Origin of the sequence: Xanthomonas hortorum (genome assembly GCF_024339125.1) — a bacterium.
Taxonomy (GTDB): domain Bacteria; phylum Pseudomonadota; class Gammaproteobacteria; order Xanthomonadales; family Xanthomonadaceae; genus Xanthomonas; species Xanthomonas hortorum.
This window is the reverse complement of the sequence record NZ_CP101417.1, coordinates 3,682,720-3,696,149: the sequence shown is the minus strand read 5'-3', so window position 1 is coordinate 3,696,149 and position 13,430 is coordinate 3,682,720. Positions and strand designations below refer to the sequence as shown.

The following is a 13,430-nucleotide window of genomic DNA, read 5'->3' as shown; positions in this document are numbered from 1 at the left end:
CCTGCCCGCACCGGATCACTGAGGACCGCTGCCGACGCGTTGCAGGTTGCTCTGGTAACCCCATCGCCGAGTGACCGACGCGCCAGTTCGAAAGCACTGTCAGCGTTGCAGGCCGATCGCGCTGGTGACAGCCCCGCGACGCAGACGCTAAGGAATCAACGCCCGCCCACGTTCGCACTCGCCACCGATGCGCCACATCCGCCACTCAGCAACCGCGATTGGCGTAGCCAGGCACGGTCCGGGTAGTAGGCGAACACGAAGGCGCCTTCACGCAAGGTATCGATCAATTGCCTGGCCACCGCCGGACGCACCGCCGGGCAGCCCAGGCTGCGCCCGAGCCGGCCCTGGGAGCGGATCACCGCCTCGCTGACGTAGGGCGCGCCGTGGATCACGATCGCCCGGTCGCGCGCATGGTCGTTGAACCCGGGCTCCAGGCCTTTCAGCCGTAACGAATAGCCGTTGTGGCCGGTATACGACTCCTGCGCGGTGAACGCGCCGAGGCTGGACTGGAAACTGCCGTCATCGTTGGAAAACTTCGCCGCCAGGTTGTTGCCGGTGTTGCGCCCGTGCGCCACCCATTCCTGGAACAGCAGCCGCTGCCGCTCAAGATCGAACACCCACAGCCGGCGCTCGGTCGATGGCCGGCTGTAGTCGATGACGCTGAGCACGCGCTCGGCACCCACCTGCTGGCGCTGCCGGGCGCATTGCAGCGCCTCGGCAGCCAAGGCCAGCACCTGGCGGTCCAGCGACGGCGCCTGGCGTGCCAGGGCATCCACCAACCCCATGCTGGGTGTCCCCAACGATGCCAATGGGGCGGCAGAAATGGCATCGGCCGCACTGGCCGTTCCAGCCGCTGCCCAACCGCATAAGGCGATGGCAGCGGCGATCACTCGATAAGACATGCAACAACCCACAGCGGACGCGGCGCCACGCCGGGGCCGCACCCGATAGAGATAGCCTCATGTGCGGAACTTTCCAACCCCTGGCGCCTGAACGCGTTGGGTCAGGCCGCATCCGCAAGCAGACGCTGCCGGAAGGCGGCGTAGTCCGGCGCAAGTGCTTCGGCGTGTGCGGGACGCTGCAACAGCGCGGCCAGCGCCGGTGGAACCTCGACAGCACGGCCGATCAGCGGCTCCACCACGCCCTCGAACTTGGCCGGATGCGCGGTGGCCGCCACCGCCCAGTCGCCGGTTCCGCCCTCGGCTCCTTCTGCGCGTAGTTGTTCGAGCACGTGCACGGCGGTGGCGGTGTGCGGGCAGTGCACTTCGCCGTAGCGCGCAAAGCGCTGCTGCACGGTGTGGCGGATCGCCGCATCGTCCACCGACAACGCACGGAATGCCTCGCGCAACGCGGCATCGTCGCCCTGGTAGAGCCAACGCAGGCGTTCGAAATTGCTCGGCGCGCCCACGTCCATCGCATTGGCCAGCGTCGCCACGCTGGGCTGCGGCGCGTAATCGTCGCCGGCAAAATAATCCGGCAACACGTGATTGGCGTTGGACGCCAGCGCGATACGGCCCAACGGCACACCGAGCGCGCGCGCCAGGATCGCCGCCAATCCATTGCCCAGATTGCCGGTAGGCACCACCAGATTCAGCGCCGCGCCCGCGCCGGCATGGTGTTGCAGAGCGGCATGCGCGTAGTAGCTCATCTGCGGCAGCAAGCGCCCAAGGCTGATGCTGTTGGCCGAACTCAGCGGCACCTGCGCCTGCAACGTAGCATCGCTCAGGGCCTGCTTGACCATCGCCTGGCAATCGTCGAACGAGCCGGCCACGCGCAAGGCCTGGATGTTGTCGCCGAAGCAGCCCAACTGATGCGCCTGGCGCGGCGACACGCGGCCATCCGGATACAGCACCACCACACGCAAGCCCGGCTGGCGATGGAACGCCGCGGCCACGGCAGCGCCGGTATCGCCGGAGGTGGCGACCAGGATGGTGAGCGGGCGGTCTTCGGCGCGACGCAGCCGGGTCAGGCAGGCGGCAAGAAAGCGCGCGCCGAAATCCTTGAATGCGGCGGTCGGCCCATGGAACAGCTCCAGCGCGTAATCGCCGGGCGTAGCCAGCGGCACCAACGGCGCGGGGAAGTCGAACGCTTCGGCGCAGATGGCCGGCAGCTCTGTTGCCAGCGCATCGCCTTCGAAGAAAGGCTGCAGCAACGTAGCGGCGGTATCGGCCAGAGTGGCGCCGGCAGCGAGCGTGCGTGCCGGCGGCAGGATCTGCGGCACGTACAGGCCGCCATCGGGTGCCAGGCCGGCGGCGATCGCCTGACTCAGGCTTGCGGCAGGCGCGCCGCCACGGGTGGAGATGAAGTTCATGGTGACTCCAGACAAAGCGAGAACGAAGTGGGCAACTCGGCATTGCCCGAGAACGCGGAGACCAGGATTGGCGGTTGGGCCGATGTCGGTGCCCTGGCCGCACCCGGCCCGATGGTCATCCACTGCCGGCGCCACGGCGCTATGCTGCGGGCACCTTTCCGCGGAGCAGGCAGATGATCAAGGTCAGCGTGATGTACCCGTACCGCGACGGCGCCCGCTTCGACCACGCTTACTACCGCGACACCCACATGCCGCTGGTGAGCGCACGGATGGGCGCGGCTTGCCTCAGTTACACGGTGGATAAAGGCATCAGTGGCGGCGAGCCGGGCAGCACCCCGCCCTACATCGGCATGTGCCACATTTTTTGCGACTCGGTGGAGGCCTTCGGCGCCAGTTTCGGGCCGCATGCCGAGGAAATCCTGGGCGACATCCCCAACTACACCGATCTTGCGCCGGTGATGCAGATCAGCGAGGTTGTGGTCGGTTGAATACTGCGTCGCAGGTTGCACGGCATGCGTGCACTGCAAGCGTGATCGGTCGAGTACCGCATGCGCGCGCCGACTCATGCGAGCAACCGCGCGGCCGGGCTGGTGATCGGAGACACCCAATGCTGGCTATCCAGGCCAACGCCTGCGAATGCAGCCTTCACTGACGCGGCCGCAGCGTCGGCGGCCGCGCGCGATTCGAACCAGGCGAACACACTGGGGCCGGCGCCGGAGATACTGGCACCCAGTGCATCGTGATCCAGCGCAGCTTGCTTGGCAGCCGCGAACCCGGCGATCAACGGCGCGCGGCGTGGCTCGATCAACACATCGCGCAAGCCCGCACGGACCAGGCCCGCATCGCCGGCATGGCAGCCAGCCAGCACCAACGCCAGGTTGGTGCTCTGCGCGACGAACTCACGCAAGTGATAGTCGCCAGCCAAGGCTTCGCGCGCGCGGCGGGTTTCCAACACCGCGTCCGGATGCACCAGCAGGCTATGCCACGCGGCCGGCACGCTGATCGGCACCAGCCGCTCCAACGTGCACAACACCAGGCCGCCTAAAAACAGCGGCCCCAGGTTGTCGCCATGGCGACTGCCGCTGGCCACCGCCTCGCCATCGAGTGCGTGCTGGTAGAGCTGCTCGTTGCGCAGCGGCGCATCCAGCAGCGCGTTGGCGGCAACCAACGCCGCCACGCACGATGCCGCCGAGCCGCCCATGCCCGAACTCAAGGCGATGCCTTTGTCGATCTCTATCTCGAAACCGAACGGCAGCGCCAATGCCGCACGCAACGAGATCAACGCCGCGCCCGCCGTGTTGCGCTCGGCATCCAGCGGCAAGGCCACGGTAGTGCCGCGGATGGCGGCGATGCGCACCAATGGAGCATCGATGCGTCGCACCGTCACCGTATCGCCGACGCCATCGATCGGATAACCGAGCAGATCGAATCCCACTGCCACATTCGCCACCGAAGCCGGTGCGAATGCGCGTGCTTCGTGCAGGCCCTGCGTCGCGGTCGCCACGTGATTCGCTTCGGTTGTCTGATTTAGCGCCGTTTGATTTACAGCCGCCTGGTTTGCAACCGCCTGATTCACAACCGCGCCCCCTCGCCTGCCGCCACCCGCAGCAGATCGGCAAACACACCTGCCGCAGTGACTTCCGGCCCCGCGCCTGGCCCCTGCACCACCAGCGGGTTCTCGCAATAACGGCGCGTGGTGAATTGCACCACGTTGTCGGTCAAACGCAGATTGGCGAACGCGTGATCGGCCGGCAGCTCGACCAGACCCACGCTGGGCGCACGATCCGGCGGCAGCTGCGCGACGTAACGCAACACATGGCCGCGTGCACGCGCATCGGCCAGGCGCTGCGCGAACATCGCATCCACTTCATGCAGGCGCGCCATGAAATCGTCCACGCTGGCCTGGCGCAAAGCTTCGGGCACCAGGCTCTCGACCTGCACATCTTCCAGGCTGATCTCGCGCCCGGCTTCGCGCGCCAGGATCACCAGCTTGCGCGCCACATCCACGCCGGACAGATCGTCGCGCGGATCCGGTTCGGTATAGCCCATTCCGCGCGCCTGCGTCACCAATTCGGCGAACGGCACGCTGCCATCGTATTTGTTGAACAACCAGGCCAGCGTGCCCGAAAAGATGCCTTCGATCGAGGTCACCGCATCGCCGGTATCGACCAGATCGCGCAGCGTGGTGATCACCGGCAGCCCCGCACCCACGGTGGCCTCGTAACGGAAGCGCGCACCGCTGGCATCGGCCGCCGCGCGGATCGCCTGGTAGCGCGCCAGCGGGCCGGAGCCTGCCTGCTTGTTCGGCGTCACCACGTGGATGCCGGCGGCCAGCCACTGAGCGTAGCGATCGGCCACTTCGGCGCTGCCGCTGCAATCGATGATCACCGTATGCGGCAGATGTGCAGACAGCAGATGCGTGGTGAACTGTTCCAGATCGGTGGCAGTGGCTGCGGAGGCAAACGCATCACGCCAATTGCCGACCAGGCCGCGCTCGTCCAGCAACATGCGGCCGCGCGAAACCACTGCGCGCAGGCGAAGATCGATGTTGGCCTTGCCCAGCAATTGCGGCTGCGCAATGCGCAGTTGATCCAGCAACGCCGCGCCCACGTTGCCCGGCCCGATCACGCCCACCGAAAAGGTCTGCGGCGACAACCAGAAGCCCGCATGCGCCGCACGCAAGGCCTTGGTCGCATGCGCCGCATCGATCGCCACCGAGATATTGCGCTCCGACGAGCCTTGCGCGATCGCCAGGATATTGACCTGCGCACGCCCCAACGACTCGAACAAGCGCGCCGCCACACCGGGCTGCCCAGCCATGCCATCGCCTACCGCGGCCAGCACACTGATGCCGGTAGTCAGCTGCACGCGCTGCACCTGCCCAACCGTGAGTTCGTGCGCAAACGCTTGCAACAAAGCATTGCGCGCGCGTTCGGACTCGTGCTGTTTGACCACGCAACAGATCGAATGCTCCGACGAGCCCTGCGAGATCATCACCACCGACACCTGCGCCACGCGCAGCGCCGCAAACACCCGCTCGGCCGTGCCCGGCACACCGATCAGGCCGGTGCCTTCCAGGTTGAGCACCGCCAGATCCGGGCTCAAGGTGAGCCCCTTGATCGGCCCGCTGACCTTGCTGCTGGCGGTGATGCGCGTGCCAGGATGTTCGGGCTGAAAGGTATTGCGGATGATGATCGGCAGCCCGCGCTCGATCGCCGGCGACATCGTCTGCGGATGCACCACCTTGGCGCCGAAATACGCCAGCTCGCAGGCCTCGTCGTAGCTCAAGGTTTCCAGCTGCACCGCTTCTGGCACCACGCGCGGATCGGCCGAGAGCACGCCATCCACATCGGTCCAGATATGCAGCTCATCGGCATCGAACAAGGCCGCGAAGATCGCGCCGGAAAAATCGCTGCCGTTGCGCCCCAACGTGGTGATGCGATCGGCGCGATCGCGCGCCACAAACCCGGTGACCACCACGCGCGTCTGCGGATGCGCCTGGCGCCAGGTTGCAAGCCGCTGCGCGCTGATGTCCCAGTCCACGTCCACGCCGAGTTCGCCGCGATTGACCACCAGCACATCGCGCGCATCCAGCACCGCGCAATCCTCACCAAGCGCGCGGAAATGATCGCCGAGCAATTGTGCCGAATACACCTCGCCCAGGCCTTGCACGCGGTCGAGCACCTCGCGCGGCAGCTCGCCGATCACCGCCAGCGCGCCGAGGATTTGCGATAGATGCTCGAAGCGCTCGTCCAGCCACTCTACCGTCGGCCCGGAATGTTCACCCAGCAACGCCACTGCGGCACCGCGATGGCGCGCCCGCGTCTCATGCCAGCGATCGCGCCACTCGGGGCGGTCTTGCGACGCCAGCTCGGCCAACTCGATCAAGGCGTCAGTCACGCCCTTCATCGCCGACACCACGGTGACCTGCACCGACTCGTCGCGTGCAAGCAACAGCTGCGCCACATGCCGGTAGCGCTCGGCATCGGCCACCGAGGTGCCACCAAATTTGTGCACAACGGTGCGCGCAGAGGACGCGGGAACTGCAGCGGGTTCGAGCGAAACAGCAAGCGATGACATCGACAGACCTCGTTGGGGAGGCCCCGTCCGCTTCAGGTAAGAGAGGGAGACCCCCGCATCCTGATCCGGGTGCGGGGCCGTTGTTTTCGGAAATTACGCGAAGACGACGGACCGCACCGGGCGAATGGTGGCGGTGGTAATGGTGGTGGTAATGCGGGCCACGCCCGCACCCGGCCGCAGCTGCGGCTGACAGGTAAGCGAGGCGGTGGCGAAGGCGTTAAGCATGTGTGCAAAAGACATCACCGGGCCGAAGGCTGTCAAGCACCGCGTATTACGTCAGCCCTGCGCGACCGCGCACCTATACAGAAAGCCTTGCAGGACAAAGATTTAAGCGACGCAGCCCCAAACGATTGATTGCTATGGAAACTTTTAATGCGCTGGGCCAAGCGTTGCTTGCGCAGCATCCTGCAGCGGAGACCTAGTGCAAGACGAGGTCAGATTCGACGAATTCCGCCTAGCGGCCGCGCGCCCATCTTGCGCCGAACGCAAAGTGCATCAGCCACTTTTGATCCATACAGCCCTTAGCCAAGCACCTGCGGATTGAGCTGCCACACCGAATAGTTCAACGCCGCCGCAAAACTCACCCACAGCAGATACGGAACCAACAACCACGCAGCAACCCGTTGCCACTTGGCGAACGCTACGATCGTCAGCACCAACGCCACCCACAGTGCCACGATATCGACAAACGCCCAGGCGCCCATGTGCCAGGCAAAGAACAACCAGCTCCACAACCCGTTCAACCCTAACTGCAGCACGAACAGACTCAGCGCCCCACGCGCACTGCTCCACCCACCGCGCCGCCAGACCAGCCACACCGACACCGCCATCATTCCGTACAACGCGGTCCACACCGGCCCGAACAGCCACTCCGGCGGCGCCCAGGCCGGCTGCTGCAACTCGGCGTAGAAGCTCGCCGCTTTGATCGATGCCGCCGCTCCCAGGGCGGCTACTACGTAGCAAAGTAACAGCCAGCACATCAAACCAAGTCGCTGCATTTTTTTGATCATTTTACTCACTCGATTGGGCGCCAATTCGCGGTCAATTCACGCTCAGAATGACGAAATTTTCTAGAGAAATTTCCAATAAACGATAAAAATGGCATTCGAAATAACGCTCCTTGCCTAAGCGAAGTCGGCGCTTGGCTGTTAGATAGCTACACGTGATCTCTCAAACCAAACCAGGCTTTTTGTGACAAAAATCACAAAATCTAGCGAACACAACCGATGAAGATCTCGTTAGCTCCGTGACGACATAGGCTTTACATGGGCATACGCAGTATCGCCAGTCGTCATACGCCTGGAACGCTAATGAACACCCTTTCCCTCCTGCCTACGCAACCACGTGCGTCGCGGCTGTCCTGACCGCAAAGGCGCACTCACTCCCCTGCTCAGCCTCGCTTTGATTGCCGCATATGTGCCTCAGGCGCACAGCGGTGAAGTGCGGCCGACAGAAGTGACTGGCGCCTCCGTTGCCCACACTCCCATGCAGCAGGCTGAGCAGTTACGCGGCCAGCACCGCTATGCAGATGCGCTCGCCATTTACGAGCGTGTACTACGCCAAGACCCACGCGACCGCGGTGCCTACACCATGCGCGCAATCACGCTGACCGACCTCGGCAGCGCGCAGCTTGCGGCGGAGGCCATGTGGCGGCATCCGGACTGGTTCTCGCAGCAAGAGCGCGAGCGCATCGAAAACGATCGCGTCGCCCGCATGATCGGCTGGGCCAGCGCCGAGCCGATCGATGCAGCGCACCGCTATGCAGAAACCGATCAGGCCCTGGTCAATGTCGCCCGCATCGAGCGCGAAGCACCGCCGAAGGTGACATGGGAAGCCACGCGGCTGCGCGTCGATACCTTGGTTGCACTCAACCAGCGCCAGCGCCATCGCGATGTGGTGGCCAACTATCAGGCATTAAAAGCCGAAGGCATCGACGTTCCCGCGTATGTGTTGCCAACGGTCGGCGATTCGCTGATGGGCCTGCGTCGCCCGGCCGAAGCCGAAGCCGTGCTTCGGCAAGCCTTGCAGCACACGCCGAACGACTTCAACAGCCAGCTCCTGCTCGGCTACGCATTGCTGGAGCAGGAACGCTTCGATCTGGCAATGCCACTGTTCGAAAAACTCTCGACCACACAAGCGCCGTGGCCGCGTCGCAATGGTGCGGCCAGCGGTTACGAAAACTGGGATCGCTTCAGTGCAGATATCGCACTGGCCACTGCACGCTCGGCAGGGAACAATAACCGCGACGCAGACGCCTTGCTGCGCGAGCGCGTTGCAATTGGTCCCGACAATGCAGAGCTACAGGCCGCACTGGCCTCTATCGAGTTTCGCCGAGGGCAACCCACCAAAGCGTTGCAACGTAATGCGGTTGCGCTGACGCTGGATCCGCATCAAAAACAGGCCCGCAGTGGTGTGGTGGAAGCGCAGCGCGATCTGGACCGTCTGGATCTGGCCGATGCCACGTTTGCGTCGCTTCGCAACGAATACCCCGACGATGCCGGCCTGCAACGGCTCGGCGCTTCGCTGGAACGTCAACGCGGCTGGCAGGTACATCTCAGCCATGCGCGCGGACGCAGCGACAACGACACCTTGACCAACAGCACCTCGCCGCTCGGCAACGACTTCGGCAGTACGTTGCTGGAAGCCGAATCGCCGTTTCTCGGCGAGGGCTGGCGTGTGGGCTTGCGCGCACGCGACGATTGGGCCGATTTCCAGAACACGCGCGTGCGCTATCGCAGCTTCTGGCTGGGCACGCACTACCACTACAACCGGCTGGATCTCAGCGCTTACGGCGGACGTGCGCTCGATGAATTCGATCGCGACGGCACCGCCTGGGCGCTGGATGCCGGCTGGCGTTTTTCCGATGCCTGGTATGGCAGCGTCGCCTGGCGCACGCGTGATCCAGAAGCTTCATTGCAGGCACGCCGCTTCGGCATCACCGGCGACAGCATCGGCGCCGCCGTGCGCTGGACACCCAACGACGAAAGCCGCTGGGACTTACAGGCACGCCAGTTGCGCTATAGCGACGGCAATCGACGCGACCAGCTCGATCTCTCCGGCAGCCAACGCCTGTGGGCCAGCCCGCACGTGCTGCTCGACGGCCTGTTCGCCGCCTCGGCAGGACGCGCCGAAGACGACCGCGCAGTCAATTACTTCAATCCACGCCGCAGCTCTGCGGTGGCCGCCGGCGTGCGCATCGATCAGATCGGCTGGCGTCGCTACGACTACGCCTTTCGGCAGCGGCTGGAAGTCACTGCCGGGCCGACTTATCAATCAGGCTTCGGCAGCCAGTGGGTGCCCAGCGCGATCTATCGCCACCTGTGGTCGCTGGGCGATGGCAGCGCGCTGAGTTATGGCGTGAGCTGGTCGCGCCCGGTCTACGACGGCCAGCGCGAACAACAACTTGGATTTGACCTGGATTTCCGATGGGGAGGTACGCCTTGATCCGCCTGCCGCTGTTGCTGGTCGCCTTGCTGCTGATGACGTTTGCGTCATCGGCGCAGGCGGGCTTGCTGGTGCTCAGCTACCACGATATTCGCGACGATGTCGCCGCCAAGGGCGATCCCGATCGTTATGCGGTATCCACCAGCAACTTCGCCGCGCATCTGGATTGGTTGCGCTCGCATGCCTACCACCCGGTGAGCGTGCAGCAGGTGCTGGACGCACGTGCCGGCAAGCGCGCCCTGCCCTCCAGGCCGGTGCTACTCACCTTCGACGACGGCTTGCGCAGCGTCTACACGCGTGTCTTCCCGTTATTGCAGGCCTACGGTTATCCCGCTCTGGTCGCACCCGTCACCAGCTGGGTCGAATTGCCGGTTGGTCAAGTGGTGCCCTACGGCCATCGCGATTTCACTCACGATGATTTCGTCACCTGGGCGCAACTGCGCGAGATGCAGGACAGCGGCCTGATCGAAATCGGCTCGCATAGCGATGACTTGCACAAAGGCATCGCCGGCAATCCGTTCGGCAATCAGACGCCTGCCGCTGTCACCCGTCATTGGGATGCGGGCAAAGGCTATGAAAGCGAAGCGGATTACCGTCAGCGCATCCAGACCGATCTGCGCCACAGTCGCGACGCGATCGTCGCCCATCTCGGCAAGCCGCCGCGCGCCATGGTGTGGCCGTATGCCGCGTACAACCGTGCAAGCAACGCCATTGCCGCGCAACTGGGCATGACGCTCAGCTTCGATCTGGAAGGCCGCTCGCACGAAGCCGATATCGGCCAACAAGGCCGCGATCGCGTGGATGGGCAATCGCTGGCCAGCCTTGGCCGCCTGTTGCTGTTCAACAATCCGGATGTGCGCGATCTGGCCGGCGAACTGCGACGCGATCTGTCGCGCGATGGCCTGCGTGCGATCCAGATCGATCTGGATTACGTCTACGACCCGGATCCGGCGCAGCTGGCACGTAACCTCGACATCCTGGTCCAGCGCGTCAAGGACATCGGCCCCAGCCACGTGTTTTTGCAGGCCTTCGCCGACCCGGATGGCGACGGCGCCGCCGATGCGCTGTACTTCCCCAACCGGCATCTGCCGATGCGCGCGGATCTGTTCGGGCGTGTCGCCTGGCAGCTGCGCACCCGTGCGGGCGTGCGCGTGTTCGCCTGGCTGCCGGTGCTGGGCTTTCATCTACCTGATGCCCAACAGCAGGCCGCACTGCAGATTCGCGGCAAGGATCCGAAGGATGTGCCGCGCCTGGATCCGGGCAATCCGCGCACGCAGCAGCTGGTTGCGGATATCTACGAAGACCTTGCCGCAAACACGTATTTCGAAGGCCTGCTGTTCCATGACGATGCTTACCTGCGCGACGACGAAGTGCCTGCTTACGGCAATGGCGATCCGGCCAAACGCACGCAGCAGTTGATCGGCTTCACACAGGAACTCAAAGCGGCCGCCGAACGCTGGCGCCCCAAGCTGGTGACCGTGCGCAACCTGTTCGCGCAGCCAGTGCTGGAGCCGCAGAGCGAAGCCTGGTTTGCGCAGCGCCTGGACGCGTTTGCTTCGGCCTACGACTACACCGCGCTGATGGCGATGCCGTACATGGAGCAGGCCAACGACCCGCAGCATTGGCTGCAGCAGCTGGCGCAGCGTGTCGGCCAGCAGCCGCGTGGCTTCGAGAACACCATCTTCGAACTGCAGACCGTGGATTGGCGCACCGGCAAGCCGCTGCCCGACGGTGTGCTGCTCGAACACACCAAGTTGCTTCTGGCTGCGGGCGTGCGCCATCTGGCGTACTACCCCGACGACTTCATCGGCGGCCACCCGTCTCTTCCCGAAGCGCGCGAGGCCGTGTCGGCTCGGCAATTCCCTTATATCGAGCGGTAACCGATGACGACCAGCCTCCTGTTGGGCGCCCTGTTCAACTTCGCGTTTTTCTATCCCATCATCATGGCCTTCTTCTGGATGATCGGAGGCACGTACTACTACCTGCGACGCGAACGCGGCACGCCGGGTCCTTCATCGCCGCCACCGTTGTCCAGCGAGCCGTTTGTGTCGTTGCTGGTGCCTTGCTACAACGAGGCCAAGCACGTGGGCGAAACCATCGCCGCGATGAGCGCGCAGAACTATCCGGATTTCGAGATCATCGCCATCAACGATGGCAGCAGCGACAACACGGCCGAAGCGCTCGACGATCTCACCCACCAGCATCCGCGCCTGCGCGTGGTGCATCTGGAGCAGAACCACGGCAAGGCCAACGCGCTGCGTGTGGGCACGCTGGCATCGCGCTCGGACTATCTGGTGTGCGTGGATGCCGACGCCATCCTGGACCCGAATGCCACGCGCTGGATGGTGGGCCACCTGATCTCCGGCCCGCGCGTCGGCGGCGTCACCGGCAATCCGCGCGTGCGCAATCGCACAACGCTGATGGGCCGCATGCAGGTGGGCGAATTTTCCGCCATCGTGGGGCTGATCAAGCGTGCGCAGCGGGTCTACGGACGGTTGTTCACCGTGTCGGGTGTGATCTGCGCGTTTCGCCGTTCGGCGCTGCATCACGTTGGCTTCTGGTCCGACAACATGGTCACCGAAGACATCGATATCTCCTGGCGTCTGCAGCTCGACGACTGGGATATCCGCTATGAACCTAACGCGCTGTGCTGGATCCTGATGCCGGAAACCTTTCGCGGCCTGTGGATGCAGCGCCTGCGCTGGGCACGCGGTGGCGTGGAAGTGTTGCTGAGCCATGGCCGCCGCGTGCTCTCCTGGCGCAGCCGACGCATGTGGGGCGTGCTGCTGGAATACGCGCTGAGCCTGGCATGGGCCTACACGATGCTCTTCATCATCGTGCTGTGGCTGCTCGGCAAGTTCATCGCCATGCCGCCTGCGTTGTACATCGACACCATCCTGCCGCGCTGGCATGGCCTGGTGCTGGCGGTGGTGTGCCTGATGCAGTTCGCCACCAGCCTGGTGATCGAACGCCGCTACGAAAAAGGCCTGGCGCGCCAGTTTTTCTGGGTGATCTGGTATCCGGTCGCCTTCTGGATGATCGGCATGCTCACTGCCGTCATCGCCTTCCCACGTGCCCTGCTCGCGCGTCGCAGCAAACGCGCCCGCTGGAAAAGCCCCGACCGAGGAATCCAATGACACCGCCCATCATCAACCTGCCGCAACGCCTCGGCCGCTCGCGCCGCCTCGCCTACGGCGCCGCCACCGCCGGCGCCTGGATGATCTACTTCTATCTGTGGGCACCTCTGGCAACGCTGATCGCCTGGTTCTTCGGCCTGCGCAGCGCCTACATGGAGCTGTACCTCAAGCACAACGCGCTGGACCCGTTCGCACTGGGCGCCCTGCCGGTGATCGCACTGATGAGCGCCATCACCACCGTCGGCTGGGCCGAGTACAACCGCCTGCGCTTTGCCAAAGCCGACCGGCGCAAACGCCGCCGCACCGTGCTCGAACCGGAAGTCGATCAGCGCCTGGGCGTTCCCGAACAGCTTGGTAGCCTGCTGCGTCATAGCCGTATCTCATCGGTGGCGATGGATAAGCTTGCAAGGCCGGTGGGGGTGCGGGTGGTTAGGCATCGGTAGGCTGGATGCCGGTAG

Annotated in this window: 10 protein-coding genes; 5 read left to right on the top strand and 5 right to left on the bottom strand. The window is 64.6% G+C overall.

The window, feature by feature from the left end; genetic code table 11:
- Positions 1–155: 155 nt before the first annotated feature.
- Both NMB96_RS15885 and thrC read right to left on the bottom strand, forming a co-directional pair.
- Positions 156–902 (bottom strand): murein L,D-transpeptidase catalytic domain family protein, encoded by a 747-nt coding sequence (locus tag NMB96_RS15885; RefSeq protein ID WP_023903808.1) that lies wholly within the window; start codon positions 900–902, stop codon positions 156–158.
- 101 nt (positions 903–1,003) lie between these two features.
- Positions 1,004–2,311, bottom strand: a complete 1,308-nt coding sequence (gene thrC, locus NMB96_RS15880) for a threonine synthase (RefSeq protein ID WP_023903807.1) — start codon at positions 2,309–2,311, stop codon at positions 1,004–1,006.
- 173 nt (positions 2,312–2,484) lie between these two features.
- Here thrC and NMB96_RS15875 point away from each other — a divergent pair, with 173 nt between their 5' ends.
- The gene (locus NMB96_RS15875) at positions 2,485–2,799 is read left to right on the top strand and encodes an EthD family reductase (protein WP_023903805.1); all 315 of its coding nucleotides are present in this window, start codon (positions 2,485–2,487) and stop codon (positions 2,797–2,799) included.
- Between the two features lie 74 nt (positions 2,800–2,873).
- Here NMB96_RS15875 and NMB96_RS15870 read toward each other — a convergent pair whose 3' ends face one another.
- From NMB96_RS15870 to NMB96_RS15860, 3 genes are all read right to left on the bottom strand, one after another.
- Positions 2,874–3,815: a homoserine kinase gene (locus NMB96_RS15870; protein ID WP_023903804.1), complete on the bottom strand. Its 942-nt coding sequence runs from the start codon at positions 3,813–3,815 to the stop codon at positions 2,874–2,876.
- A gap of 68 nt (positions 3,816–3,883) precedes the next feature.
- Complete coding sequence (gene thrA / locus NMB96_RS15865) at positions 3,884–6,391, bottom strand: bifunctional aspartate kinase/homoserine dehydrogenase I (protein ID WP_023903803.1); 2,508 nt, start codon at positions 6,389–6,391, stop codon at positions 3,884–3,886.
- A gap of 521 nt (positions 6,392–6,912) precedes the next feature.
- On the bottom strand, positions 6,913–7,401 hold the full coding sequence (locus tag NMB96_RS15860) for a TspO/MBR family protein (protein WP_023903801.1): 489 nt from the start codon (positions 7,399–7,401) through the stop codon (positions 6,913–6,915).
- A gap of 475 nt (positions 7,402–7,876) precedes the next feature.
- Here NMB96_RS15860 and NMB96_RS15855 point away from each other — a divergent pair, with 475 nt between their 5' ends.
- From NMB96_RS15855 to pgaD, 4 genes are read left to right on the top strand one after another with little or no spacing between them, the layout of a single operon-like run.
- The gene (locus tag NMB96_RS15855) at positions 7,877–9,835 is read left to right on the top strand and encodes a tetratricopeptide repeat protein (RefSeq protein WP_255085252.1); all 1,959 of its coding nucleotides are present in this window, start codon (positions 7,877–7,879) and stop codon (positions 9,833–9,835) included.
- Entirely contained in the window at positions 9,817–11,715 is a 1,899-nt protein-coding gene (pgaB, locus tag NMB96_RS15850; RefSeq protein WP_023903799.1) for a poly-beta-1,6-N-acetyl-D-glucosamine N-deacetylase PgaB, read from the top strand. Before NMB96_RS15855 ends, pgaB begins: the two co-directional genes overlap by 19 nt.
- A gap of 3 nt (positions 11,716–11,718) precedes the next feature.
- On the top strand, positions 11,719–12,972 hold the full coding sequence (pgaC, locus tag NMB96_RS15845; RefSeq protein ID WP_023903798.1) for a poly-beta-1,6-N-acetyl-D-glucosamine synthase: 1,254 nt from the start codon (positions 11,719–11,721) through the stop codon (positions 12,970–12,972).
- A complete protein-coding gene (gene pgaD / locus NMB96_RS15840) occupies positions 12,969–13,415 on the top strand; it encodes a poly-beta-1,6-N-acetyl-D-glucosamine biosynthesis protein PgaD (RefSeq protein ID WP_043889177.1) in 447 nt (148 codons plus the stop codon). The genes pgaC and pgaD overlap by 4 nt, the downstream gene beginning before the upstream one ends.
- Positions 13,416–13,430: the final 15 nt, after the last annotated feature.

What these genes read in the sequence shown, in the direction of transcription:
- NMB96_RS15855 (WP_255085252.1), top strand. Translation starts at nt 7,877, where the DNA reads ATGCAGCAGGCTGAGCAGTTACGCGGCCAGCACCGCTATGCAGATGCG.
- NMB96_RS15860 (WP_023903801.1), bottom strand. Translation starts at nt 7,401, where the DNA reads ATGATCAAAAAAATGCAGCGACTTGGTTTGATGTGCTGGCTGTTACTT.
- NMB96_RS15885 (WP_023903808.1), bottom strand. Translation starts at nt 902, where the DNA reads ATGTCTTATCGAGTGATCGCCGCTGCCATCGCCTTATGCGGTTGGGCA.
- pgaD (WP_043889177.1), top strand. Translation starts at nt 12,969, where the DNA reads ATGACACCGCCCATCATCAACCTGCCGCAACGCCTCGGCCGCTCGCGC.
- thrC (WP_023903807.1), bottom strand. Translation starts at nt 2,311, where the DNA reads ATGAACTTCATCTCCACCCGTGGCGGCGCGCCTGCCGCAAGCCTGAGT.
- pgaB (WP_023903799.1), top strand. Translation starts at nt 9,817, where the DNA reads ATGGGGAGGTACGCCTTGATCCGCCTGCCGCTGTTGCTGGTCGCCTTG.
- NMB96_RS15875 (WP_023903805.1), top strand. Translation starts at nt 2,485, where the DNA reads ATGATCAAGGTCAGCGTGATGTACCCGTACCGCGACGGCGCCCGCTTC.
- pgaC (WP_023903798.1), top strand. Translation starts at nt 11,719, where the DNA reads ATGACGACCAGCCTCCTGTTGGGCGCCCTGTTCAACTTCGCGTTTTTC.
- thrA (WP_023903803.1), bottom strand. Translation starts at nt 6,391, where the DNA reads ATGTCATCGCTTGCTGTTTCGCTCGAACCCGCTGCAGTTCCCGCGTCC.